The organism is Bradyrhizobium sp. Ken51 (assembly GCF_055807435.1).
The window spans coordinates 22806-48014 of record NZ_JBVVPB010000033.1 but is presented as its reverse complement, the minus strand read 5'-3'; the positions used below and the strand labels follow the sequence as shown (position 1 = coordinate 48014).

Here is a 25209-nt window from a genome sequence, read left to right as displayed (position 1 = left end):
CCATGATGTGTCTGACAAGGGCTATTGAATTTGATTGTGCGCGGCATGGCTAGCCAATGCCGCAACAATGGTTCAAAAGCTCATGGCCACTTCCCAGAGTTCATGCCATGAAGCTCACCACCGTCACCCCCGCCGATATCCGCCGCGCGTTGCTGTTGCGCGAGGAGATCGCGCTGCTCGATCTCAGGCACGAGGCTGGCTTCGCGACCGGTCATCCGCTGTTCGCCGCCAATTTGGCCGCCGATCGGATTGCGATCGAAGCCGAGGTCAGGCTGCCGCGCAAAGATGTGCCGATCGTGCTCTATGATGATGGCGAAGAACTGGTCACTGCCGGCGCCGAGCGCATCGCGGGTCTGGGCTACACGAACATCCGCGCGCTCGACGGCGGGCTGAAGGCCTGGCGCGACGCGGGCTATCAAATCTTCGAGGACGTCAACTCCTACTCAAAAGCCTTTGGCGAGCTGGTCGAGTCGCGCCGGCACACGCCCTCGTTCAGTGCCGACGAGGTGGCAAAACTCATCGCGGACAAGGCTAACATCGCCATCCTCGACGTCCGCCGCTTCGACGAATACGCCACCATGAACATCCCGGGCTCGGTCAGCGTGCCCGGCGCGGAGCTGGTGCTGCGGGCAGGGCAGGCGGCACCCGATGCCGACACCACCATCATCGTCAATTGCGCCGGCCGCACCCGCTCGATCATCGGCACCCAATCGCTGATCAATGCCGGCGTGCCGAACAAGGTCCGGGCGCTGCGCAACGGCACCATCGGCTGGACGCTGGCGCGGCATACGCTCGACCATGGTGCCGACCGGCGTGGTGCGATCGGGTCGTTCGAGGGCGGCCCGGCCAATGCCCGCGACGTCGCCTATCGCGCCGGTGTGCGCCACATCGGCGCGAGCGAGATGGCTGCGCTTGTCGCGCAGACCGATCGCACGCTCTATCGCTTCGATGTGCGTGACGCCGAGGAATATGCGGCCGGCCACCTCCCGGGCTTCCGCCACTATCCCGGCGGCCAGCTCGTGCAGGAAACCGACATGGCCGCACCGGTGCGCGGCGCGCGCATCGTGCTGACCGACGACAAGTGCGTCCGCGCCGACATGACGGCGTCCTGGCTCGCGCAGATGGGTTGGGAGGTCTATGTGCGCGAAGGCGGCTATGACGGCGCGCTCGAAGTCGGTCCGCCGCACGTCCTGCCCAGGCCCGACCCCGCCCACCGCTACCGCCGCCCCTATGAAGGCACCGGCGTCGACGAGCGCGCGATGCAGGCCTATCTCGACTGGGAATATGGTCTGGTCGAACAATTGCGTCTGGACGGAACGCACGGGTTTTACGTGATCTGACGACCGCCCCGCCATCTTCTCCCCGTATCCGAACCCTATTGTGCTGCGCATCCCCCGCGGTCTATGAGCTGCGGCGAAGCTGTGACCCACGGAGATTTCATGCCAGCCCCAGGCCAAAGCCCTGAGCGGAACGCGAAGGCGCTGCTGCTCGAAGGCGTCAACGACAGCGCCGTGGACCTGTTCAGAACTGCGGGTTTCACCAATGTCGAGCGCCTGACCAAGGCGCTGGACGGCGAGGATCTGCGGCGGGCGCTCAAGGGCGTGTCATTGCTCGGCATCCGCTCGCGGACCCAGATTACCGATGAGGTGCTGGAAGCGGCCGACCAGCTTCTCGCCGTCGGCTGCTTCAGCGTCGGCACCAATCAGGTCGATCTGCTGGCGGCGCGCAAGCGCGGTATTCCCGTGTTTAATGCGCCGTTCTCCAACACGCGTAGCGTCGCCGAGCTCGTGATCGGCGAGATCGTGATGCTGCTGCGGCGCATCTTTCCGCGCTCGGTGTCAGCCCATGAGGGCGGCTGGGACAAGTCGGCGACCGGCAGTCGCGAGGTGCGCGGCCGCACCCTCGGCATCATCGGCTACGGCAATATCGGCTCGCAGCTCTCGACGCTGGCGGAGGCGATCGGCATGCGCGTGATCTATTTCGACCGCACCGACAAGCTCCGCCACGGTAACACCGAGCCGGTCGAGAAATTGGAAGAGCTGCTGGCGCAGAGCGACGTCGTCAGCCTGCACGTGCCGGAGACGCCGGAGACCGCCGGGATGATCGGCGAGAAAGAGCTGCGGGCGATGAAGCCCGGCTCCCTCCTGATCAACAACAGCCGCGGCACCGTCGTCGATCTCGACGCGCTGGCGCGGGCTCTGCGCGACGGCCATCTCGCGGGTGCCGCCATCGACGTGTTTCCGGTCGAGCCGTCCTCGAATTCCGACCGCTTCAAGAGCCCGGTGCAGGGCCTCGGCAACGTCATCCTCACGCCGCATATCGGCGGCTCGACCGAGGAGGCGCAGGAGCGCATCGGCGGCGAGGTGGCGCGCAAGCTGGTCGATTTTTTCATCACCGGCTCGACCACGGGGGCAGTGAATTTCCCGGAGGTGCAGTTGCATCTGCGTCCCTCCGGCGCGCGCTTCAGCCACGTCCATCGCAACGTGCCCGGCATGCTGCGCCGGCTCAACGAGGTCTTCCTGCAGCGCGACATCAATATCGCCGCGCAATATCTGGAGACCTCCGGCGATCTCGGTTACGTCGTGCTCGATGCCGACCTCGGCGGCCAGGATTCAGGCGCGCTGCTTGCGCAGATCCGCAGCCTCGAGGGCACCGTCGGCGCGCGGCTGGTGTTCGAGCACTAGCGTCATTGACGGGCGGCCGCAGGTCGCCTTGAATGCGGCCTGCTGGCGGAACGAACAGAAACTCAGGGGGAAACGATGGCGCAAATCCATGTGAAGCTGTGCGCATTGCTGGTGGGCGCAGCGGGCGCGCTGGGCGCGAATTCCGCTTCAGCGGTGACGCTGACTGAGGATGCGGACACCGTCTGCAAGGGCCTCGTCGGCGGCGCTGACGCCGTGAAGATCGATTCGGCGACGTTGCTGGCGCCGTCGCAACTGGCCGTGGCCGAACGCGGCCCGACGCCGTCGGGGCGCGTCACGCCCGCCAATCCCGGCTTCTGCAAGCTGCTCGGCCATATCGATCCCACCGATCCCAAGGCGCCCCCGATCAAGTTTCAGGTCAATTTGCCCGTCGAATGGAACGGCCGCTCGCTGCAATATGGCGGCGGCGGATTCAATGGCGTGCTGATCACGGGCCTGGCGCTGCCGCCGGCCTATCCCTTCGACAAGCCGTCGCCGCTCGCGCGCGGCTTCGTCACCTACGGCACCGATTCCGGTCATGAGTCCAAGCCGGGCGAGCCGCCGCAGCTGTTCGCACTCAACGACGAAGCCTTCGAGAATTTTGCCCATCGCGCCTACAAGAGGGTCCGCGATACCGCAGTCGCGCTGATGCAGCGCGCTTACGGCAAGAGACCTGAGAAGATGTACTTCATGGGTTCTTCCGAAGGCGGCCGCGAAGGCCTCACCATGTCACAGCGCTATCCCGATGATTTCGACGGCATCTTTGCCCGCGTGCCCGTCATCAACTGGGTTGGCCTGCAGCATGCCGGCACGCGCTCGGGGCTCGCGACCATGGGTGAGGGCTGGATCAATCCGGCGCAGGTGAAGCTCGTGGGCGATGCCGTGCGGGCCGCTTGCGACAAGGCCGATGGCTCCGATGACGCGCTGGTGCAAGATCCCGTGTCCTGCAAGGCGGCCTTCAAGGCGGAGACGCTGCGTTGCGCCAGCGGCAAGTCGGGCGATCAGTGCCTCACCGACGCACAGATCAAGGCGATCGACACGTTGCATGCGACCTACAAATTCCCGTTCCCGCTCGCCAACGGTCTCGACGATTATCCGGGCTGGGGCGTGTCGGGCGAGGACACGCCGGCGGTTGGCCCGACCGGCGGCTGGGTCGCGTGGTGGCTCGGCACGGCGCCTCCCGCGCAACCGCCTGCGCCCAATAACGGCATCGCCTGGATCTACGGCGCCGGCGGCATCCAATACGTGTTCGCGCGCGATCCCAAGCTCGACGTGACGACGTATAAGCCCGAACAGCACAAGGCGCGGCTGCTCGAGGTCTCCAGCCTGATGGATTCCACCGACCCCGATCTCAGCCGCTTCCGCGCCCGCGGCGGCCGACTGATCATGCTCGAACACATGGCCGACTACGCGCAGAGCCCCTATGCCGGCATCCGCTATTTCGAGAGCGTCGAACGCAAGCTCGGCAAGGCCGAGACGGCCGAGTTCGCGCGGCTCTACACCGCGCCCGGGGTCGACCACGTCGGCTCCGGCGCGCCGGCCAATGTCGACATGCTGAGCGTGCTGGTCGATTGGGTCGAAAAGGGCAAGGCGCCCGGCGATTTGGAAGTCACCGAGCAGAAGGTGGAAGCGCCGTCCTTTGCGACGCTTCGCGCGCTGCCGCTGTGCCGCTGGCCGGCGTGGCCGCACTACAAGAGCGGCCCGGTGACAGAGGCGGCGAGCTTCACCTGCGCGCCCTAGCAGGCGCGCCACTTCGGAGCGTCACCCCGCCGCCATCGCCTGGGCGCCGCCGAGCAGCTGCGCATTGAGCCGGCCGCCAGAGAACAGCATGTCGTCAAGCGCCTCGTCGATATCGGCGGAGATCACGGTGTTGCCGCCGTCCCGCGCGATGCTTCCTTGCGCCAGCCGCCGCATCAGCTCCCTGATGAAGGCGCAACTCGTGCCTTCGCTGCGACGGGCCGCTTCGGCGATGACCGCGTCCTCGATTGGCAGTCCTTTGCCGTAGAGCCGGACCAGCTTGCCGCGGCCAGTCTCGTCGGGCAGCGGCACTTCGATAGCTTGATCGATGCGGCCGGGGCGACCCGCGAGAGCTCCCTCGAGGTCCTCCGGCCGGTTGGTGGTCAGGACGAACAGGATGTCGGCGTCTTCCTTCAGGCCGTCCATCTCGTTGAGCAGCTTGTTCAGCATGGATTCCTCACACGGCCCCATGTCATCGCGGTCACGGGCGATGAGATCGACATCCTCGATCACCACCATCGACGGCTGGAGCAGCCGTGCCAAGCTCATATAGGCGCCGAGTAGACCGATTTGTTCGGCCGTGATGATCAGCGTCGTATGCCCGGGCAAATGCGTTGCGAGATAGCGGATCGTGTGGGTCTTGCCGGTGCCCGGCGGCCCGTACAGCAAGATGCCTTTGCGTGTCGATTGACCCAGCCGGCGCAGTTGGTCTCGGGTGTTGACGAAGGTCAGAACGTTGCGATCGAGCAGCCGCAGAGTCTGCTCCGGCAGGATCACCTCGTCGCGGGCGACCTGCGGCAAGCGATGCACCGTGATGCCGCGCGAGCGACCGCGATAGTCGGAGTCGGCATCGAGCGACAGGATCTTGCCGCGATAGGTCCGCGCAGCCTGTACGGCTTCTTCCAATTCACTGAAGCATTGCTGGACCAGAGCCGCGCCTGCGGAACCTGCGGGCACGAGAATCTCGATTCGAATTCCGGGCTCGCGACTGTATTCGCGGTGTGCGCAGAGCAAAACCGCATAGCGGAGATTATCCTGCTCACACAGCCACAATCCGTTATCCAGACACTTGACCGGGCTCTTCTCGCCTACGTCGACGTCGGAATATTGCAGTGGGGCAATCGCGATCGCATAGCGGCCCTCCTTGAGCAGTCGTGGAATCGACAGCGTTTCGTAGCGCTGCTCCTCGTTCAATCCCACCAGCCGGATGGCCTTGCCGAAGAGCCGGTCGACCGCGGCCTGGAGATCGACCCGCATGTGGCCGGGAAATTGGCGGATCGTGGTCACGAGCTTGCTGCGCGCCGTGGTGGCAAGGTGCCAGTCGAGAACGTCGCAAGCAAAGTCGAAATCTTCCTCTTGTTCGTTCGAGGGCTCATCCGCCGCACGCATGCAGTCGCTGCACAGCCAGACCGTGCGGCTGCCGATACGCACGTCCATCTGTCCCTCCGGCTTGCCGCAGAGTTCGCAAGGAGTCGTGACCGCCTCAAGCGTGACCTGCAGTTGATGGCCGGCCAGGCCGATGGATTGTTGCGCAGATTTGAAAAGGGCTTCGGCGACGGATTGGGGGTAAGGTCCGCAAACCGCCCTTTCCTTCTGCTCGATCTGGGTGATCAGCGCGGTCGCTTCACGGTCTGATTTGCCGAAAACCTGCCGAAGCAGATCCATCACGAATTGGTCCGGCGTATCATCGTCATTATGAATTACGAGCTGGGTCGGCTGGTTCGGGCCACGCATACTGTTCATCACGAAAGTCTCCGGGACAATCTATGATTGAATAGAACGAATAGGGAACACAAAACGAGGCAACCGTCAAGCGTTGCGGCGGCACCTAATTGCGATTGGTGGGTGAGGTCCTGGTGCGCCGGTGCGGCCTGTTGCTCGACGACTGCCGCGGTACATCGATCCACCTGCCGTCCTTTGACATTCCGAGCCGCTTCGATTATCTATTTCGCATGCGAAATAAGGAGGCCGGCGCGGGGCATCATCGGCTGATCTACCTGCTGAGCGTTGCACAGCGGCGCTTGCAGCGCTGGATGGCGGCGCAGCCTTCGAGCGAGGTCACGCCGGCGCAGGCAGGGCTTCTGTTCATTCTCGGCAAGCAGGACGGCGTGCTCATGGGTGAGGCGGGCACGGCGCTCGATCTGGGGCCGGCCGGCATCTCCGGCCTCGTCGACCGCACGGCAGCTGCAAAGCTGATCGAGCGGCGGGCCGATCGGGAGGACGGGCGCGCCTGGCGCGTCTGGCTGACGCCGAAGGGCCGTGCAGCGCTCGCACAGGCAAAGGCCAACGCGGCACAGGTTAACGCCGCGTTGACGGACGGATTCACCAGTGCGGAGATCGATATCGTCGCGCGCTGGCTGACCAGCATTCAGGACAAATTTCCAAGAGAGCTTTCAAGAGAACTTCCAACAGAGCTTTCGCGAGATCCAGAGGAATAGAGGAGAGACCCATGACCGAGCACGTCCGGATCGAGAACAGCGGCGGAATTCTCACACTCACGCTGGCGCGCCCCGACAAGAAGAACGCGCTGACGGATGCGATGTACGGCAAGCTCGCCGATGCCATCGAATCCGCCGAGTCCGATACATCGGCCCGCGTGATCCTGATCCGTGGCGAAGGCGACATGTTCACTGCCGGCAACGACGTCGGCGAATTCGCCGCGGTCGCAGCGGGCAAGTCGGAAGGAAGCCGCAACGTCGTGCGCTTCATCCAGTCGCTGGCGCGGTGCACCCGGCCTTTGGTCGCCGCGGTGCAGGGCCGCGCCGTCGGCGTCGGCACCACGATGCTGCTGCATTGCGATCTCGTCGTGCTTGCCGACAACGCGCAATTGTCGACGCCCTTCGTCAGCCTAGCGCTGGTGCCGGAAGCCGCCTCCAGCCTGCTGATGCCCGCGCGCATCGGTTACGCACGGGCCTACGAGATGTTCGCGCTCGGCGAGACCGTGCCGGCCAAGTCCGCGCTGGAATGGGGGCTCGCCAACCGCGTGGTGCCGCTCGACAAACTCGATACCGAAGCGCTCGCGCTGGCGCAGCGTCTTGCCCGTCAGCCGGCCGGCGCGCTCACCGCCACCAAGAAGCTGATGCGCAATGGCGAGGCGCTGGTCGCGCAGATGAATGCCGAAGGCGAGCAGTTCGGACTGCGCCTGCGCACCGCCGAGGCGCGCGAGGCCTTCACGGCGTTTGCGGAACGCCGTCCGCCGGATTTCACCAAGGTTGCGTGAGATCCGGGGCTGCAGGAAGGCTTGTCGGGTCGGAAACTCACGCCAATTCGATTAAAACCTTAACGGAACATTGGCATGTCGCGGGCAAGGTGACGCTAGAAAGCGTAGGCCCCGACACCATGGCAATGTTTAAGAAATCGGTAAGTTCGCTCCTGCTGACCTTGATGGCCCTGCTGGCCGCGGGTGCGCTGGCGTCTACGGCGATCCAGATGGTCGGAGCGTTCGGCCGCTACAGCGACAGCCTCGAGACCGCGCGGCTTGCCGCCGCCGACAAGGCGATCTTCCATGGCGTGCTGGCGCTGCGCAACAATCGCGGCGATGCCCAGAGCGCGATCCTCGGCGAGGATGATCCGCGTGCCAAACTCGAGGCGGCGGAGAAGGCCGAGCAGGGCGGCTATGACGCGATCGGCGCCGCGCTTGCCACCGTCGACTTCGCCCGCCGCGACGAACTCTCTGGCACATTGAAGCAAGGCTGGAGCGCCGCCTCCCCGCAATTCCAGCTGTTCTACGATGAAGCCAAGCGCCCGCGCGCCGAACGCAAGATCGAGCGGACCAATTCCTGGTACGATGCCGTCACCAAGGTGATCGAAACGGCCAACCTCGCCTCCACCGCGGTGTCGAACCGTGCCTGGATGGACGACCCCTTCATCGCCCGCATGATCCAGGTCCGGCGCTTCGCCTGGCAGGTGCGCGATCGTTATGGAATCCATTGTTCGTCCCTTCGCTCCAACGTCAACAGCAGCAAGCCGCTCGACGACGCTCAGAAGCGATCAGTGGCGCAATGGGATGGCACGATCACCTCCGGCTGGGCGGGCATGGCCGAGTTGCTGGCTGCGCCCGGCGTGGCGGCAGAGCTGGTGACGGCCGCGACGGACGCGAAGGCCAAGACCGATGGTGCGCTCAAGCAGATCGGCGAGCTCACCAAGAATTTCGACGGCAGCGGCAAGCCCGCGATGCCCGCCGCGGAATGGAATACGCTGTGTCAGTCACCCTTCGCGTCCATCGTCGCGGTGGCGAACAAGGCGCTCGACCAGTCGATCGCGCGGGCGGAGACGGTGCAGGCCAAGGCGCTCACCAATCTCGTCGTGCAGTCGCTCGCGTTCCTGCTCGCGCTGGCCGTGACCCTGGCCGGCATCTACGTGGTGCGCAACCGCCTCATGCACCCGGTGCGCGCCATCCTGGATGCGATCGCCAAGATCAGCGCCCGCGATCACGCGACGCCCGTTCCGCAATCCAGACATCCCGACGAGTTCGGCACCATGGCCGCCGCGCTCGAAAGCCTGCGCGAGAGTGCCGCGACCGCGGAACGCCTGGGTCGGGAGCGCGAAGCGCAGCAGGCGCTGCAGCTCGCCCGCTCCGGCACCGTCGATGCGGCTTGCCGCAGTTTCGACGACACCGTGCAAGCCGTCATTCACAGCGTTGCCGCGTCGACGAAGGAGCTCGATGCCACCGCGACCGACGTGCGCTCGCTGGTTTCGGAATCGAGCAGCCAGACCGCGGCGGTCTCGTCCTCCGCCGAACAGGCCACCAACAATCTCGAGACCATCGCGGCCGCGACCGAAGAGCTCTCGGCGTCCGTCGGCGAGATCTCGGCGCAGGTGCAGGCCAGTGCCCGCGAGGCCCGCGAAGCCGTGTCGCAGGCAGCGCAGACCAATGCGACGGTTGAGATCCTCGATCAGACCGCTGGCCGCATCGGCGAGGTTGTGAAGATGATCAACGCCATCGCAGGGCAGACCAATCTTCTGGCGCTGAACGCCACCATCGAAGCCGCGCGCGCGGGCGAGGCCGGCCGCGGCTTCGCCGTGGTCGCCGGCGAGGTCAAGAGCCTCGCCTCGCAGACGGCGACCGCGACGGAAGAGATCTCCCGCCAGGTCGCGGAGATCCAGGGCGCGACGGGCCAGGCGGTCACTGCCATCCGCGCGATCGGCGGCGCGATCAGCGGCATCGACGAGAAGATGACGGCGATCGCGGCCGCGGTCGAACAGCAGCGCGCGGCCACCACCGAGATCTCCCGCAACTTCCAGCAGGCCGCGCAGGGAACCCGCGAGGTCACCGACACCATCGGCAGCGTCGCCAGACTCAATCAGGAGACGGGCAATGCCGGTTCGGTCCTGTCGGTATCCGTGACGAAAATGTCCGCCGACGCCGATCGTCTCCGCGTAGCGGTCGAGGGCTTTTTGGGCGCGGTGAGGACCGCATAACTTCGACAATCTTCCGTCCCACCGTCGCGCGATCGGCATTGCCGCCGATGCACGCGGCGGGTACATCTGTGAAGCTGCGCGAGCGTCGCGGCAGATGTAAGAGATATCAGGGATGGAGAGTTCGATGCCGGTCACGCCCCAACACAAGGCCCAGCGCCCCTATCGCGGCGTGTTCCCGGTCGCACCCACCATCTTCGACGCGCGCGGCGAGCTCGACCTCGAGGGACAGCGCCGCTGCATCGATTTCATGATCGACGCGGGCTCGAACGGTCTATGCATTCTCGCCAATTTTTCCGAGCAGTTCGTGCTCACGGATGCCGAGCGCGAGACCGTGATGCATGCGGTGCTGGAGCATGTCGCGGGCCGCGTTCCCGTGATCGTCACCACCACGCATTTCAGCTCGGCCGTCTCCGCCGCGCGCAGCCAGCAGGCCGAGGCGGCCGGTGCCGCCATGGTGATGGTCATGCCGCCCTATCACGGCGCAACCTTCCGCGTACCCGAGAAAGGCGTCGTCGAATTCTTCAAGGTGCTGTCGGGCGCGATCAATATTCCGGTCATGATCCAGGATGCGCCTGTCGCCGGTACGCCGCTGTCGGTCGAGTTGCTCGCGCGGCTGGCGCGCGACTTCTCCAACATCCGCTATTTCAAGATCGAGGTGCCGGGCGCCGCGTCAAAGCTGCGCAGCCTGATCGAGGCCGGCGGCAGCGATATTGAGGGTCCCTGGGACGGCGAGGAAGCGATCACGCTGCTCGCCGATCTCGACGCCGGCGCCACCGGCGCGATGACCGGCGGCGGCTACCCCGACGGCATCCGCCAGATCGTCGATCCCTATTTCGCCGGCAAACGCCAAGAGGCGAAAGCCGCCTACGAACGCTGGCTGCCGCTGATCAACTACGAAAACCGCCAGTGCGGCCTGATCGCCTGCAAGGCGATGATGCAGGCCGGCGGCGTGATCAAGTCGGACACGGTGCGGCATCCGTTGCAACCGCTGCATCCGGCGACGCGGGCAGGGCTGCTGGAGCTGGCCAAGGAGCGCGATGCGCTGGCGTTGAGGTGGGGGAAGTAGCCTCTGCCGGCGTCCTGGACAAGCGCGCCCGAAGGTTATGTGTCCCGCCTCCCGTGCGCGATTGCGCACTAGGCCGGGACGACACTGAGTGTGATGCACGGTGTGAGGTGCGCGCCCTGGCCTGATCCCGCCAGCTTCCATCCGGCTGAAAGCGTCGAATTAACGCGGTTCGGGCGGTTTCGCGCAGCCCGGCGATGACATATTGTACGCTCGCCAACCAGGCCCGCGGAGCATATCGAGACATCGCGCAACAACTCTTCATTATGCCGCTATTCCGAAGCAGGTTGGTGCGAACCAACGAAACAGGGAGGCAGTGCCATGACGATGAGGCCGGATCCCACCTTTCACGCATCGCCCAAGCTTGCGATGGAAGCAGCTGCCGAGAACTTTGCCTACACGTTGCTGCTCAGTCCGGATTTTTCAAAACCGGATGCTCTCGCGGTCATCGACGTCAAGCCGGGATCGCCGACCTACAGCCAGATCGTCCACACCGTGACGATGCCCAACAAGGGCGATGAGTTTCATCACTTCGGCTGGAATGCCTGCTCCTCCGCCTTGTCGCCGCTCACTGGGCATGCCTTCATCGAGCGGCGCTATCTCATCATCCCCGGGCTGCGCTCGTCGCGGATTTACATCATCGATACCAAGCCCGATCCGACCAAAGCCAAAATCCACAAGATCATCGAGCCCGAGGAAGTCTTCAAAAAGACCGGCTATTCGCGGCCGCACACCATCCATTGCGGGCCGGACGGCGTCTATGTGAGCACGCTCGGCGGCGGCGGCAAGGACGGCACCAACGGGCCTCCAGGCGTCTTCATCATGGATTGCGAGACGTTCGAGGTCCTTGGACGATGGGAGATCGACCGCGGTCCGCAGACGCTGCACTATGATTTCTGGTGGAACCTGCCGCGCGACTACATGGTGACGAGTGAATGGGCGTTGCCGCCGCAGTTCGAGAACGGGATCGTCGCGGAAGATCTGCTGGCGAACAAATATGGCCATCGTCTCCACTTCTGGGATCTTAGCGCCCGTCGCAACGTGCAGACTATCGACCTCGGCGCCAATCATCAGATGGCGCTGGAGGTACGGCCGGCGCACGATCCGGTTCGCGAATACGGCTTCGTAGGCGTTGTGGTCGACACCACGAATCTCGAAGCATCGATCTGGACTTGGTGGCGCGAAGGCGGAAAATTCCATGCGGAGAAGACGGCGACGATCCCTCCCGAGCCTGCGCCAAAGGAGAAGCTCCCGCCGCTGCTTCAGGGCTTTGGCGCCGTGCCGCCGCTGGTGACCGACATCGATCTGTCGATGGATGATCGTTTTCTCTATGTCTCGTGCTGGGGCACGGGTGAAATGCGCCAGTACGACGTGAGTGATCCGCGAAAGCCGAAGCTTGCGGGCTCGGTTCACATCGGCGGCATCGCGCGCCGCACCCCCCATCCGAACGGCAAGGCATTTGCGGCCGGTCCGCAGATGGTCGAGATCAGCCGGGACGGCAGGCGGGTGTACTGGACCAATTCGCTCTATTCCACCTGGGATGACCAGTTCTATCCCGATGGCGTTCCGGGTGTGGAAGTCATGGCCAATGTCGGTCACAATGGTGGCCTCGAGCTCGACAAGAACTACTTCGTGAGCTTCCCCGACGGATATCGTGCGCACCAGATCAGGCTGGAGGGCGGCGATTGTTCGACGGACTCCTTTTGCTACCCGTCGGCCTAGATTGGGCACACGCGAGCCAGGGCTGGCTGTGGCTCGCTCTTGTTGCGAGCGGTCTCTATCACGGGGTCAATCCGGGAATGGGCTGGCCGCTCGCCGTTTCGGTCGGGCTCATGGACAAGAGCCCGCGCGCGCTCTTTCGTGCGTTGTGGGCTCTGGCGGCCGGACATCTCCTGGCAACACTTCTCGTACTGCTGCCATTCGCGCTCCTGCTCGTGCTGGCCGAGTGGCAGCGCTCGATCCAGCTCGGCGCGAGCCTTCTCCTCATCGGCTTCGGCGTCTATCGGCTGGTCGAGCGGCGCCATCCGCGCGCGCTGGCACGAATTCCGCCGACGCAATTGGCGCTCTGGTCATTTGCCGTTGCCATTGCTCATGGCGCCGCCTTGATGCTCGTGCCGATCTATCTCGGGCTCTGCCAGGCCTTCGAACTCGATGCCGGCCATGAGGCCGCTGGCGCGTTGATGAAGGCGAGTCTCGGGATGGCGGTGCTGGTGTCTTTGGTGCACGTTGCCGCCATGGTCAGCGCCGGCGGATGCCTGGCATGGCTGGTCTACCGCCATCTGGGATTGAGGTTCGTCTCGCGAAGCTGGTTCAATCTGGATGTAATCTGGGCGACCAGCCTCATTCTGGTTGGCGTTGTGGCGCTCGGTTTCAATCTCGCGAGCTGGCACTGACGCTTACTGCGTCAAGGCCCACTCGCCGATGATGCGGAAGCGAGCTTTGGCGTCATCCTGCTTGAACAGCGCGACGCGATCGATCGCAAGCGTCTTGAGACCGAGAGCAGCAAACCTTCCCCGCAGCATGTCCAGAATCGGGCCGCGGCGCTCCGCCTCGAGCCGCCCCGTCAGTGTCATGTGGAAACGGAATTCCTCCATCACGTAAGGGTAGCCCCAGCGATCGAGATAGTCGCGCTGCCGCTCGCTGAGCTTCTCGGGCTTGCGACGCGCGCGATCCTCCGCCGTCAGGGCGGTGCGAAAGCCGTCGAACGCGCGGACGCAATCGGCGGCGAGCTCTTGGAGCGCACCGACCGGATCAGCCGGAATGACCGCAATAAAACCACTGATGGAATCGACGATAGGGCGAATCACCGGGATCGTCCGCGCCTCGCCGGCGAAGGCCGCGCAGGCCGCCAAGAGCTCCGCCTCTGTCCTGTCCGGCGCGAGCGCCATCGGCGCCTTCAGCGTGCCGTGAAAACCGTACTTGCGGGGATCGGCGGTGATGTCGCGCCAGTCCGGCGCGGGACGCGATGCGTCAGCGGGAAAGGGCAGCTCGTTGCCGGTATAGGCATCGTAGCCGAGCAACTCCGCGCCGAAGCGGGTGAGGGCGCTGTCGACGCCTGCGGCAAAATAGATCGCGTAGCGGGGGAAACTTGTCATCGTCCGAGCATAGCGGGTTTATGCCGCGACGACAGCTTCGCGCGGGGTAGCTGCCATGCCGAGCAACCGCGTCGCGTCGGTGAGATGCACGAGCTTGCCGCCTGATATCACGGCGATCAGCCGCGGCCGCAGCGGCACGCTGTCGTCGACCAGCAGGATGTCCGCGCGTCGGCCTTCCGCGAGCACGCCGCGATCGGCAAGGCCGGCCGCGCGCGCGGGCGCGGCGGAGACCAGGTTCCAGGCCTTGGTCAGCGGCAGCACGCCATCGGCGGCGAGGCGGAACGCAGCGAGCAGCTGCGCGGGATAGTAATAGTCCGAGGCCAGCACTGAGCAGAGCCCTTTGGCAATCATGTCGGATGCCTTGGTCCAGCCGGTGTGGCTGCCGCCGCGCACGACGTTCGGCGCGCCGTAGACGATGGCGTCGCCGTGGCTTGCCGCCTCCCGCGCCGTCTCCTCGTTGATCGGAAACTCTGCGATCGCCACGCCCATGGCGCGAAAGCCCTGGCGCATCACCGGCGTCGCATCGTCATGCGAGAGCATCCGCACGTCGGCGGCGCGTGCCGCCGCGGCCAACCGTGACACGGAAGCCGGCACTTCACTGGCGCGGGAGAGCACACGCCCGACGAGGCGGTCGAACTCCTCGCTCGACAGTCCGGTGCGCTCCACCATGCGATTGCGCTTGCGGGGCTTGGCCATGTCCCCGACCGTGCCGTCCATGTGGTCGTTGAAGGCGAACAGGTCGACGCGGCCCTCGCTGAGCCACTGGCTGATCTCGGTTTCGGCGTCGAGATTGTAGGTCTCGTGGCGCAGATGAAAGCGGGTGTCGGCGGCGAATTGCGGGCGCTGCCGTTCGATCGCCTCCATCAGGCCGCGCGCATTGTCGGCGCTGCGCAGGCCCGGCTCCCACGAACAGGTCGTGGCGTGAAACACCGTGGTGATGCCGTTGCTGATCGCCTGGCGGTCGCTGTCGGCGAGCGCCACGTCGATCGGAAAGTCGACCCCGGCGCGCGGCATCATCTGCCGCTCGAAGGCATCGCCATGCAGATCGACGATGCCCGGCAGGACCAGCAGATCGCGCGCGTCGATCGCAAGCCGGGCCCGGCCGCGCGAGGCATCGATCTCTGCAATGTCCGTTCCGGACACGAGAAGCGACGTTTCGGCGAACTCGGAGCCGATCAGGGCCCGCCCGCCCTCTAGGAATATGTCTGTCACGCGACCGCGCTTCGTTTGCTGGCAGAAGAGGGTGCCCCTGCTTCGTATGCCGTGAGGAAATCCTCAATCCCGAGCTTGCGGAAATTGGGCAGGGCTTCACGCAACTTGTCGTGATCCCAATCCCACCAGGCGAGCCTCGCAAGCCGCCCCGCAACCTCTTCCGAGAACCGCCGCCGAACGATGCGCGCCGGATTGCCGGCAACGATGGTGTAGGCCGGAACGTCCCTGGTGACGATGGCGCCGGCCGCGATCACCGCGCCGGTGCCGATGTTGCGGCCCGGCAGCACGATCGCGCCATGGCCGATCCAGACGTCGTGGCCGATATGGACGTGGTGCTGGCGCCGCCAGTCGAAGAATTCCGTGTCGTCGCTCTCGCCTTCGAAGTAGGCGCTCGAACGATAGGTGAAGTGCGCCTGCGTGGCGCGGTGCATCGGGTGATTGCCCGGATTGATTCGCGTCATCGCCGCGATCGAGCAGAATTTTCCGATGGTCGTGTAGGTGATCTGGGCGTCGTTCACGACATAGGAGTAATCGCCCATCGTCACCTCGTGCAGCATCGTGCGCGCGCCGACCTCGGTGTAGGCCCCAAGCCTGGTGTCGTGCAGCGTCGCCGAGGGATCGATGGTCGGCTGGACCGAAAGAGCTTTGGCGGCCATGTTGCTATCCGAACGAGTGGGCGGGCGTTTCTCTTCGAGTGGCTTGATGACAATGTCATGACGACACGATGACAGCGGATGAGGTGTGGATGAGGTGTGTAGGATCGCCGCACCGCAATGTCCGTGTCACACAAGTGTCAAGCGCCGGCGTTAGCGGTGGGTCCCAGCTACTCTGGAGCCCTGCATGCTGGTGGTTGAAGGTCTGACGTGTCGCTTCGGCATGAAAGCCGCGGTGGACGATGCCTCGTTTCAAGTTTCTCCCGGCGGTTTCGTCGGCGTGATCGGACGGTCCGGCGCCGGCAAGTCGACCCTGCTGCGGACCATCAACCGTCTCGCGACCCCTTCGCAGGGCCGCATCCTGTTCGACGGCCTCGACGTCACGGCGCTGCGCGGCAAGGAGCTGCGGCAGTGGCGGGCGCGCTCGGCGATGATCTTTCAGCAGTTCAATCTGGTCGGCCGGCTCGATGTCCTCACCAACGTCCTGATGGGACGGCTTGCGACGATGCCGGCCTGGCGCTCGCTGTCGCAGACCTGGCCCGAGCAGGATAAGGCGCTGGCGATGTCCGCGCTCGAACAGTTCGACATCGCCCCGCTCGCGGCCCAGCGCGCCGATCAGCTCTCCGGCGGCCAGCAGCAGCGCGTCGCGATCGCCCGGGCGCTGGTGCAGCAGCCCGACATCATCCTCGCCGACGAGCCGATTGCCTCGCTCGATCCGCGCAACACCAAGATCGTGATGGATGCGCTACTGCGCATCAACAAGCACTTCGGCATCACCGTGCTCTGCAATCTGCATTCGCTCGACCTGGCGCGCAGCTTTTGCGACCGCCTGATCGGCATGGCGCAGGGGCGCGTGGTGTTCGACGGCGCGCCGGCGGAGTTGACCGAGCACGTTGCGCGCGAGCTCTACGATCTCGAAGCCGCCGATGTCATGGGCAGCACGCCTGCGCCGGTGCGAGAGGGCATTCCAGCGCTTGGAACGGCGGCCGCCGCCTGAGCCGCGCCGCATCAACAGTCACCAGTTTTGCGTCAACCGACCCCAACCGATGAAGAGGGTATCATGATCACTCGCAGATTGATTCTTGCCGGCGCCGCCGCGCTCGCGTTCACGACTTCAGCCTCCGCCGAGGACTGGAAGGCCAAATATCCCGAACTGACCTTCGCGGTCATTCCGGCGGAAAACGCCTCGGGCGTGACCGAGCGCTGGGCGCCGTTCATGAACTATCTCTCCAAGGAACTGGGCGTGAAGGTCACGCTGCGCATCGCCAACGACTACGCGGCCGTGATCGAAGGCCAGCGCGCCGGCAACATCCACATCGCGAGCTACGGCTCGGCGTCGTTCGCCCGAGCCCGCCTCACCGGCGTCAAAACCGACGCCTTCGCCAACGACATCAACGCCGACGGCTCCACTGGTTATTACTCGGCGTTCTTCGTCAAGGCGAGCAGCCCCTACAAGAGCATCGACCAGCTCAAGGGCAAGAACCTCGGCCTCGTCGACCCGAACTCGACCTCCGGCAACAACGTGCCGCGCTTCGAGCTCGACAAGTTGGGCATCGCGGACGCCGACACCTATTTCAGCAAGGTCGTCTTCACCGGCAGCCATGAGAACGCGATCCTGGCGCTGGCGCAGGGCACGGTCGACGTTGCCGCCAACCAGTGGACCAGCGACGACGATTCGACGCTGGCGCAGATGCTGACCAAGGGCATGCTGAAGAATGCCGACGGCTCGGCGATGAAGAAGGACGATTTCCGCATCATCCACAAGTCGGCGCCGATCATCAACGGTCCCTATGCCTACAATTCCGATCTGCCGGAAGAGGCCAAGGCCGCGATCGCGAAGGCGTTCTTCGACGCGCCGGCCAAGGACAAGGCTGCGTTCGATCGCCTCCAGGACGGCCAGAAGAAGGGTTTTCATCCCGCGACCACCAAGGATTGGGATGGCACGATCGAGCTGATCAAGTTCGTCGATGCGCTGCGTAAGAAGAAGGCGTCCTGAGTTTCGGGACGACGCACTGGAGCCGGGTCGATGGACCCGGCTCTTTCTCTTTGATTGACCATTTTTCCTGGCCAAGATGACCGTCGCGGTTTCGATCCTTCCCGAGCAGCAGCTCGCCGTGCTCAACGCCGCCTATCGCCAGGCGGTCGCGCGCAAGCGGCTCCGACTCCTCTTTGGAGCCGTGATCTTCGCCGCAGCACTGCTTCTCGCGGCGATCGGCGCGGAAGTGAATCTGCGCACGCTGTTCGCCCATTACGGCAATTTCATCAGCTATTTCGACCGCATCCTCACACTCGACACCGGCCAGCGGGTCTGGACCGATGTCGGCGAATGGCTCTGGGGCTGGCGCAAATGGTTGAAGATGCTGGGCGAGACCCTGCTGATCTCCTATGTCGGCACACTGATCGGCGCGACTTTTGCTTTTTGCCTGAACTTCTTCGCGGCTGAAAACACCTCGCCCGCGCCCTGGGTGCGTTTCGTGGTGCGGCGTCTGCTCGAATTCGCGCGCACGGTGCCCGGCATCGTGTTTGCGCTGATCTTCGTGATCGCGTTCGGCCTCGGACCGATGGCGGGCGTGCTGGCAATCGCGATTCACTCCACCGGCGCGCTCGGAAAGCTGTTCTCGGAGATCGTCGAGAACGCCGACATGAAACCGGTCGAAGGCGTCCGCTCGACCGGCGCGAGCTGGCTCTCCTGCATGCGCTTCGCCATCCTGCCGCAGGTCACGGCAGGCTATGCCAGCTACGCGCTGCTGCGTTTCGAGATCAATGTCCGCGAGGCCTCCGTGATGGGCTTCGTCGGTGCCGGTGGCATCGGCCAGGAGCTCGTCGTCGCCATCCGCAAGTTCTATTACTCGGACGTCAGCGCGATCCTGCTCACCATCATCGTCACGGTCTTCATCATCGACATCAGCACCGGCTGGCTGCGCGGCTGCCTGTTCGGCAAGGAGGCGCGGACGTGACGGGGCCGCAGCAGATCGACACGCGAGAGCTTCGCGCGCGCTACCCTGATGTGTTCGACCGGCCGGCCTCGGCGCGGCTCGCCATGCCGGCGATGATCGTCGCGGCGCTCGCGATCCTGGTCTATGGCTTGGTCGATCTCGATTTCTCGCCCTCGCGCTTCGTCGCGGGGCTCAGCCAGCTCGGCTGGATCAGCCTGATGATGATCCCGCCGGATCCCGGCTCGTCGCTGCCGATCTATCTGAAGGCGCTGGGCGAGACGCTGTCGATCGCGCTGCTCGGCACGACGCTGGCCGCACTGTTCGCGCTGCCGGTCAGCCTTCTTGCCGCGCGTAACGTCGTGCCGTCGAGCATTTTGCGCTTCCCGATTCGACGTTTCCTGGATTCGATCCGCGGCGTCGACACGCTGATCTGGGCGCTGGTGTGGATCAACGTGGTCGGGCTCGGCCCGTTTGCCGGCGTGCTCGCCATCGCCGTGTCGGATTTCGGTGCCTTCGGAAAACTGTTCTCGGAGGCGATCGAGGGCGCCGACCAGAAGCAGGTCGAGGGCATCCGCGCCTCCGGCGGCAGTGCGCTGCACGAGATACGCTTCGGTCTGCTGCCGCAGGTCCTGCCTGTGATCGCCGGTCAGGTGCTCTATTTCATCGAGTCGAACACGCGCTCCGCCACCATCATCGGCATCGTCGGCGCCGGCGGCATCGGCCTCCAGCTCGCCGAGCAGATTCGCGTGCTGGAATGGCAGAAGGTGTCGTTCCTGATCCTGATGATCCTGGTCGCGGTCGCCGCGATCGATTTCGTCTCGGGCAAACTCCGCTTTGCGATCATCGGCCGAAGGGCGGTGGCCTGATCATCGATCTCGTAGGGTGGGCAAAGCGAAGCGTGCCCACCACTTCAATCGCAGCGTTGGATAGATGGTGGGCACGGCGCAAGCGCGCCTTTGCCCACCCTACGACTCCACCAGAAACTCCACCCGCTCCGCGGCAAAGCGCGAATGCTTGGTCACCAGCGGCTTACCGTCGAGATCTTGGTCGGTGGCGTCGACCACCAGGATCGGCCGTCCCAGCGCCAGATCGAGCCGTGCGGCGTCGGTTGCATCGACAATGCCGGCGGTGATCCGGGTCGCGCCGCGGCGATAGTCGCGGACGCCGTAATGCTCGAGCAATTTCGTCATCGACCGGGTCGCGGCAAAGATCTCGCCCGCACCCGGGAACAGCTGTGCCGACAGCCACGTCGTGGAGACGCAGATCGGCGTGCGGTCGGCGAGGCGCATCGCCTCGATCCGCACCAGCGGTGCGCCGGCCTTCAATCCAAGTTCGCGCGCGAGTTCGCGGGTCGCGACATCATCCGACGCCTCGATCAACCGGCCATGCGGTTCGCGGCCGTCCGCGCCGACGATCTCGGAGAAACGCGTCCGCGAGCGCAGCGGATAAGCGAGCTTCTGCGCCTCGACATAGGTTCCGCTGCCGCGCTCGGCCCGCACGATGCCGCGCTCGGCCAGCGCAGCCAGCGCACGTCGCACCGTGTGGCGGTTCACGCGATAGGTTTCGGCGATCTCGACCTCGCCCGGCAGCTTGTCGCCGGCGGCAAAGCGGCCGTCGGCGATGCCGCGCTCGATGCCGTCGGCAACGAGGCGCCACAACGCGACGCCGGAGGAGGCTGTGTCCTGCATGCTCATGTGGCCGGGAAGCTACTCCAGAAATCACGCCTTTGTCACGAAACAGTCATGGCGCTCCGGTATCAAGTTGTCTAGTATCATAGACAACTTGGATTCGGCAAGTTCTTCAGAAAAGGTCGGTGGAATTGGTGACCCAGCACAACAATCAGCAAGCCCAGCGCCAGGCCGCAATGGCCGTGCTGGCGCACGCGGAGGCGGGCGAGATCGCCGCTCGCCTCCGCGCTCTCGCCCTGCCGGCGCATCAGGATCTGCGTGCGCCGGAAAACGGCCTCGTCATGCTGCGTGGCCGCGTCGGTGGCGACGGTGCGCCGTTCAATCTCGGCGAAGCCACGGTGTCGCGCGCTGCGGTGCGGCTTGCGAGTGGCGAGGTCGGCTTCGGTTACACGCTCGGTCGCGACGGTGAGAAGGCGCGGCTGATCGCGCTGTGCGATGCGCTGGTGCAGTCCAGTGATTTCAGTGGCGCGGTTGAGCGGGAAATCATCGCGCCATTGCGTGAGCAGCTGATGATCAGGCGCAAGCAGGTGGCGGCCGAGACCGCTGCGACGAAGGTTGATTTCTACACCATGGTGCGCGGTGAAGGGTGAGATCATGACCACGATTGCGGAACTGCCGCCGGGGTTCGCCGACAAGGTGCTGTCGGCGCAATCGACCTTTCGCTCGGTCATGGACGCGATGGCGCGGCCGGGCTCGGTCCAGCGCATCGTGCCGACATCAGGAGCGCCTCAGACGATGATGCGCGGCACGGCCGCGATCGCGCTGACGCTGTTCGATCACGACACGCCGCTCTGGCTCGATGCGCGCATGTCGGAAAGCACCGACCTCGTGAAATGGCTGAAATTCCACACCGGCGCGCCGGTGGTGCAGGATTCCTCGATCGCAAGCTTCGCGCTGATCAGCGACGGCGGGGCGCTGCCTTCGCTCGAGCGCTTCGCGCTGGGCACCAGCGAATATCCGGATCGGTCGACCACGCTGATTCTTCAGGTCGAGAGCCTGGATTCGGGGCGCGGCTTCGCGCTGCGCGGCCCCGGCATCGACGGTGTCGCGACGCTTCAGGCGTCGATCAAGCCGTTCGACCTGTTCGAGCGCCTGCGCGTCAACGAAGCGCTGTTTCCGCGCGGCGTTGATGTGGTGCTGGTCGCCGATAACGCCGTGGTTGCGATCCCGCGCACCACGCGCGTCGTGAGCAAGGGAAGCTAAGCATGTATGTCGCAGTCAAAGGCGGCGAGCGCGCCATCGAGAACGCCCATCGCCTGCTCGCCAGTGCGCGGCGCGGCGATCAAAGCGTGCCGGAAATCTCCCTCGACCAGATTTCGGAGCAGCTCGGCCTCGCCGTGGACCGCGTCATGAGCGAAGGCTCGCTCTACGACCGCGAGCTTGCGGCGCTCGCCATCAAGCAGGCGCGCGGCGATCTGATCGAGGCGATCTTTCTGGTCCGCGCCTTCCGCGCCACCCTGCCGCGCTTCGGCGCCAGCGAGCCGGTCGAGACCGGCGCGATGCGGGTGCGGCGGCGGGTGTCATCGACCTTCAAGGACATTCCCGGGGGCCAGATCCTCGGCCCGACTTTCGATTATACCCACCGCCTGCTCGATCCCTCGCTCGCCGACGGCTTTGTGCCGGAAGCGCCGGCGACGGCCGAAGCATCCACGGCGCCGACGCCGCGCGTGACTGACATTCTCGGCCGCGACGGGCTGATCGAATCCTCGCCGCAAGCGGAAGAGGGCGCCAGCGTCGGCGACCTCACCCGCGAGCCGCTGAACTTTCCGGCGGATCGTGACCTGCGCCTGCAAAATCTCGCGCGTGGCGACGAAGGGTTCTTGCTGGCGATGGGCTATTCCACCCAGCGCGGCTACGGCCGCAACCATCCCTTCGCCGGCGAGATTCGCTTCGGTGAGGTCGAGGTGGAATTTTCGGCGGAAGACGTCGGTTTCGCCGTGCCGCTCGGCTCGATCGAGCTCACCGAGTGTCAGATGGTCAACCAGTTCAAGGGCTCCGCGACCGAAGCGCCGTGCTTCACGCGCGGTTATGGCCTTGCCTTCGGCCAGAGCGAGCGCAAGACGATGTCGATGGCGCTGGTCGATCGCGCGCTGCGTGCCCGCGAGCTCGGCGAGGAGGCGCTCGCACCGGCGCAAGACGAGGAATTCGTGATGTCGCATTCGGACAACGTCCAGGCGACCGGCTTCGTCGAGCATCTGAAGCTGCCGCATTATGTCGACTTCCAGTCCGAGCTCGGCCTGTTGCGCAAGCTGCGCAAGGAATTCACTGATGCCAATGCGCCCGACGCCATGAAGGAGGCCGCGGAATGAACGCGCCCGCCTACAATTTCGCCTATCTCGACGAACAGACCAAGCGGATGATCCGTCGTGCGATCCTCAAGGCGATCGCGATCCCCGGCTATCAGGTGCCGTTCGCCAGCCGCGAGATGCCGATGCCCTATGGCTGGGGCACCGGCGGCGTCCAGGTCACCGCTGCGATCCTCGGGCCGCAGGACGTGCTGAAGGTGATCGACCAGGGCTCCGACGACACCACCAACGCGATCTCGATCCGAAAGTTCTTTGCCAAGACCGCCGGCGTCGCCACGACGACGGCCACAGAAGATGCGACCGTGATCCAGACCCGCCACCGCATTCCGGAGACGTCGCTGCACGAGAATCAGGTGCTAGTCTATCAGGTGCCGATCCCGGAGCCCTTACGTTTCCTCGAGCCGCGCGAGACCGAGACGCGGCGCATGCATGCGCTCGCCGAATACGGCCTGATGCATGTGAAGCTCTACGAGGACATCGCCCGCTTCGGCCACATCGCGACGGCTTACGCCTATCCGGTGAAGGTCAATGCGCGCTATGTCATGGACCCGTCGCCGACGCCGAAATTCGACAATCCCAAGATGGACAATTGCCCGGCGCTGCAACTGTTCGGCGCCGGCCGCGAGAAGCGCATCTACGCAATCCCGCCCTATACGCAAGTCGTGTCGCTCGACTTCGAGGACCATCCCTTCGAGCCCTATCGCTTCAACGCGCCGTGTGCACTTTGCGCCGCGGAAAATTCCTATCTCGACGAGATCGTCACCGACGACAAGGGCGGGCGCATGTTCGTCTGCTCCGACACCGATTATTGCGAGGGCCGCCAGGCCGCCGGCCATCACGGCAGCCTCAGCGCCGCGCCGTACAAGGAGAAGGCGCAGGAGGCATCGAATGGCTGATCAAGACATGCTCGAGAATGACGAGCCACTGCTCGTTGCCGAGTCGCTCAGCAAATCTTATGGCCGCATCGCCGCGTGCCGCGATGTCTCGTTCTCGCTCTATCCCGGCGAAGTGCTGGCAATCGTCGGCGAATCCGGCTCGGGCAAATCGACGCTGCTCCAGCTCCTGTCGGGCCAGCTAGCGGCCAGCAGCGGCCAGGTGTCCTACCGGATGCGCGACGGCGTCGCCCGCGATCTCGCTACGCTGGGCGAGGCCGAACGACGCTTCCTGTTCCGCACCGATTGGGGCTTCGTCCACCAGGACCCCGCGCAGGGGCTGCGCATGGCGGTCTCGGCCGGCGCCAATGTCGGCGAGCGGCTGATGGCGGTGGGCTGGAATCACTACGGTCGCATCCGCGATACCGCGTCGGACTGGCTGACCCGCGTCGAGATCGACATCGCACGCATCGACGATGCGCCGCGGACCTATTCCGGCGGCATGCGCCAGCGTCTCCAGATCGCCCGCAACTTGGTCACCGAGCCGCGGCTGGTGTTCATGGACGAGCCGACCGGCGGCCTCGATGTTTCCGTGCAGGCCCGCCTGCTCGACCTCGTGCGCAGCCTGGTCGCCGAGCTGCATCTCGCGGTCATCATCGTCACCCATGATCTCGCGGTCGCGCGCCTGTTGTCGCACCGCGTGATGGTGATGAAGGGCGGCCGCGTCATCGAGACGGGCCTCACCGATCAGGTGCTCGACGATCCCCGCGAGCCCTACACCCAACTCCTCGTCTCCTCGATTCTGCCGCCATGAGCCTTCCAGGAAGAGTTTTCCAATGACCGCCATGATCGACATCACTGATGCCAACAAGAGCTTTACGATGCACCTGCAGGGCGGCATCGAATTGCCTGTTGTCAGCGGCGTGACCTTCCACGTCAACCCGGGCGAATGCGTCGTGCTGTCGGGGCCATCAGGCGCCGGAAAATCATCGATCCTGAAGATGATCTTCGGCAATTATCGCTGCGATTCCGGCCGCATCGGCATTCGCCATCGCGGCGAGGTGATCGATCTCGCCACCGCCGAGCCGCGGGAGGTCCTCAACATCCGCCGCGCCACCATCGGCTATGTCAGCCAGTTCCTGCGCGCGGTGCCGCGGGTTGCCACCATCGACGTGGTCGCCGAGCCCCTGATCGTCAACGGTCTGGCGCGCGCTGAGGCGCAAGCCCGTGCTGGCGAATTGCTGCATCGGCTCAATATCCCCGAGCGGCTCTGGCAGCTTCCGCCCGCGACCTTCTCCGGCGGCGAGCAGCAGCGCGTCAACATCGCGCGCGGCTTCATCTCGGATCTGCCGATCCTGCTGCTCGACGAGCCCACCGCCTCGCTCGACGCCGCCAACCGCGCTGTCGTGGTCGAACTAGTCGCCGAGAAGAAGCGCCAGGGCGTCGCCATGGTCGCCATTGTCCATGACGACGAAATCCGTCATCAGATTGCCGACCGCATCGTCGACGTCACCAGCTTCGCCGCCGCGGCCTGAAGGAAATGGA

At 65.1% G+C, this 25209-nt stretch carries 24 protein-coding genes; 19 read left to right on the top strand and 5 right to left on the bottom strand.

The annotated features are described in order from the left end of the window. Positions 1 to 107 precede the first annotated feature (107 nt). The 3 genes from AC0L27_RS34535 (at position 108) to AC0L27_RS34525 (ending at position 4421) form a co-directional block, all read left to right on the top strand. Entirely contained in the window at positions 108 to 1340 is a 1233-nt protein-coding gene (locus tag AC0L27_RS34535; protein WP_354209612.1) for a rhodanese-like domain-containing protein, read from the top strand. A gap of 99 nt (positions 1341 to 1439) precedes the next feature. After that, positions 1440 to 2684 (top strand): phosphoglycerate dehydrogenase, encoded by a 1245-nt coding sequence (gene serA / locus AC0L27_RS34530; protein WP_354209610.1) that lies wholly within the window; start codon positions 1440 to 1442, stop codon positions 2682 to 2684. Between the two features lie 75 nt (positions 2685 to 2759). After that, positions 2760 to 4421, top strand: a complete 1662-nt coding sequence (locus AC0L27_RS34525; protein ID WP_354209609.1) for a tannase/feruloyl esterase family alpha/beta hydrolase — start codon at positions 2760 to 2762, stop codon at positions 4419 to 4421. A 21-nt stretch (positions 4422 to 4442) separates the two neighbouring features. Here AC0L27_RS34525 and AC0L27_RS34520 read toward each other — a convergent pair whose 3' ends face one another. Beyond that, positions 4443 to 6161, bottom strand: coding sequence for an ATP-dependent Clp protease adaptor ClpS (locus AC0L27_RS34520; protein ID WP_354209608.1), 1719 nt, complete (start codon positions 6159 to 6161; stop codon positions 4443 to 4445). 209 nt (positions 6162 to 6370) lie between these two features. Between AC0L27_RS34520 and AC0L27_RS34515 the strand changes: the two genes are divergently transcribed. The 6 genes from AC0L27_RS34515 (at position 6371) to AC0L27_RS34490 (ending at position 13295) form a co-directional block, all read left to right on the top strand. Further along, positions 6371 to 6856: a MarR family winged helix-turn-helix transcriptional regulator gene (locus tag AC0L27_RS34515; RefSeq protein ID WP_354209627.1), complete on the top strand. Its 486-nt coding sequence runs from the start codon at positions 6371 to 6373 to the stop codon at positions 6854 to 6856. Positions 6857 to 6867: 11 nt separating this feature from the next. Continuing rightward, positions 6868 to 7638, top strand: a complete 771-nt coding sequence (locus AC0L27_RS34510; protein WP_354209607.1) for an enoyl-CoA hydratase — start codon at positions 6868 to 6870, stop codon at positions 7636 to 7638. 119 nt (positions 7639 to 7757) lie between these two features. Continuing rightward, the gene (locus AC0L27_RS34505) at positions 7758 to 9839 is read left to right on the top strand and encodes a methyl-accepting chemotaxis protein (protein ID WP_354209606.1); all 2082 of its coding nucleotides are present in this window, start codon (positions 7758 to 7760) and stop codon (positions 9837 to 9839) included. Between the two features lie 124 nt (positions 9840 to 9963). Continuing rightward, complete coding sequence (locus AC0L27_RS34500) at positions 9964 to 10905, top strand: dihydrodipicolinate synthase family protein (RefSeq protein ID WP_354209605.1); 942 nt, start codon at positions 9964 to 9966, stop codon at positions 10903 to 10905. A gap of 318 nt (positions 10906 to 11223) precedes the next feature. Then, a complete protein-coding gene (locus AC0L27_RS34495) occupies positions 11224 to 12624 on the top strand; it encodes a selenium-binding protein SBP56-related protein (protein ID WP_354209604.1) in 1401 nt (466 codons plus the stop codon). Between the two features lie 77 nt (positions 12625 to 12701). Continuing rightward, a complete protein-coding gene (locus AC0L27_RS34490) occupies positions 12702 to 13295 on the top strand; it encodes a hypothetical protein (protein WP_354209626.1) in 594 nt (197 codons plus the stop codon). A 3-nt stretch (positions 13296 to 13298) separates the two neighbouring features. Here AC0L27_RS34490 and AC0L27_RS34485 read toward each other — a convergent pair whose 3' ends face one another. From AC0L27_RS34485 to AC0L27_RS34475, 3 genes are read right to left on the bottom strand one after another with little or no spacing between them, the layout of a single operon-like run. Next, on the bottom strand, positions 13299 to 13997 hold the full coding sequence (locus AC0L27_RS34485) for a DUF1045 domain-containing protein (RefSeq protein ID WP_354209603.1): 699 nt from the start codon (positions 13995 to 13997) through the stop codon (positions 13299 to 13301). Positions 13998 to 14015: 18 nt separating this feature from the next. After that, entirely contained in the window at positions 14016 to 15209 is a 1194-nt protein-coding gene (locus AC0L27_RS34480) for an alpha-D-ribose 1-methylphosphonate 5-triphosphate diphosphatase (RefSeq protein WP_354209602.1), read from the bottom strand. Continuing rightward, positions 15206 to 15865, bottom strand: a complete 660-nt coding sequence (locus AC0L27_RS34475) for an LbetaH domain-containing protein (RefSeq protein ID WP_354209601.1) — start codon at positions 15863 to 15865, stop codon at positions 15206 to 15208. Before AC0L27_RS34475 ends, AC0L27_RS34480 begins: the two co-directional genes overlap by 4 nt. Before the next feature lie 184 nt (positions 15866 to 16049). Between AC0L27_RS34475 and phnC the strand changes: the two genes are divergently transcribed. From phnC to phnE (AC0L27_RS34455), 4 genes are all read left to right on the top strand, one after another. Next, positions 16050 to 16859 carry a phosphonate ABC transporter ATP-binding protein gene (phnC, locus tag AC0L27_RS34470; protein WP_473322206.1) on the top strand — a complete coding sequence of 270 codons (810 nt, stop codon included), beginning with the start codon at positions 16050 to 16052 and terminating at the stop codon, positions 16857 to 16859. 63 nt (positions 16860 to 16922) lie between these two features. Then, positions 16923 to 17858: a phosphonate ABC transporter substrate-binding protein gene (phnD, locus tag AC0L27_RS34465; RefSeq protein WP_354209599.1), complete on the top strand. Its 936-nt coding sequence runs from the start codon at positions 16923 to 16925 to the stop codon at positions 17856 to 17858. Between the two features lie 76 nt (positions 17859 to 17934). Further along, the gene (phnE, locus tag AC0L27_RS34460; RefSeq protein WP_354209598.1) at positions 17935 to 18819 is read left to right on the top strand and encodes a phosphonate ABC transporter, permease protein PhnE; all 885 of its coding nucleotides are present in this window, start codon (positions 17935 to 17937) and stop codon (positions 18817 to 18819) included. Beyond that, complete coding sequence (phnE, locus tag AC0L27_RS34455; RefSeq protein WP_354209597.1) at positions 18816 to 19664, top strand: phosphonate ABC transporter, permease protein PhnE; 849 nt, start codon at positions 18816 to 18818, stop codon at positions 19662 to 19664. Before phnE (AC0L27_RS34460) ends, phnE (AC0L27_RS34455) begins: the two co-directional genes overlap by 4 nt. Before the next feature lie 99 nt (positions 19665 to 19763). Here the strand turns inward: phnE (AC0L27_RS34455) and phnF are convergent, their stop codons facing one another. Continuing rightward, the gene (phnF, locus tag AC0L27_RS34450; protein ID WP_354209596.1) at positions 19764 to 20492 is read right to left on the bottom strand and encodes a phosphonate metabolism transcriptional regulator PhnF; all 729 of its coding nucleotides are present in this window, start codon (positions 20490 to 20492) and stop codon (positions 19764 to 19766) included. A 119-nt stretch (positions 20493 to 20611) separates the two neighbouring features. Here phnF and phnG point away from each other — a divergent pair, with 119 nt between their 5' ends. The 6 genes from phnG to phnL are packed head-to-tail and all read left to right on the top strand — an operon-like array spanning position 20612 to position 25199. Beyond that, positions 20612 to 21076 (top strand): phosphonate C-P lyase system protein PhnG, encoded by a 465-nt coding sequence (phnG, locus tag AC0L27_RS34445; protein WP_354209595.1) that lies wholly within the window; start codon positions 20612 to 20614, stop codon positions 21074 to 21076. Positions 21077 to 21080: 4 nt separating this feature from the next. Then, entirely contained in the window at positions 21081 to 21689 is a 609-nt protein-coding gene (phnH, locus tag AC0L27_RS34440) for a phosphonate C-P lyase system protein PhnH (protein WP_354209594.1), read from the top strand. Positions 21690 to 21691: 2 nt separating this feature from the next. Continuing rightward, entirely contained in the window at positions 21692 to 22795 is a 1104-nt protein-coding gene (locus AC0L27_RS34435; protein WP_354062733.1) for a carbon-phosphorus lyase complex subunit, read from the top strand. Further along, positions 22792 to 23688 (top strand): alpha-D-ribose 1-methylphosphonate 5-phosphate C-P-lyase PhnJ, encoded by an 897-nt coding sequence (locus AC0L27_RS34430; protein WP_473322198.1) that lies wholly within the window; start codon positions 22792 to 22794, stop codon positions 23686 to 23688. Before AC0L27_RS34435 ends, AC0L27_RS34430 begins: the two co-directional genes overlap by 4 nt. Next, positions 23681 to 24478 (top strand): phosphonate C-P lyase system protein PhnK, encoded by a 798-nt coding sequence (gene phnK / locus AC0L27_RS34425; protein ID WP_354209592.1) that lies wholly within the window; start codon positions 23681 to 23683, stop codon positions 24476 to 24478. The genes AC0L27_RS34430 and phnK overlap by 8 nt, the downstream gene beginning before the upstream one ends. A 22-nt stretch (positions 24479 to 24500) precedes the next feature. Beyond that, positions 24501 to 25199 carry a phosphonate C-P lyase system protein PhnL gene (gene phnL, locus AC0L27_RS34420; RefSeq protein ID WP_354209591.1) on the top strand — a complete coding sequence of 233 codons (699 nt, stop codon included), beginning with the start codon at positions 24501 to 24503 and terminating at the stop codon, positions 25197 to 25199. Positions 25200 to 25209 lie beyond the last annotated feature (10 nt).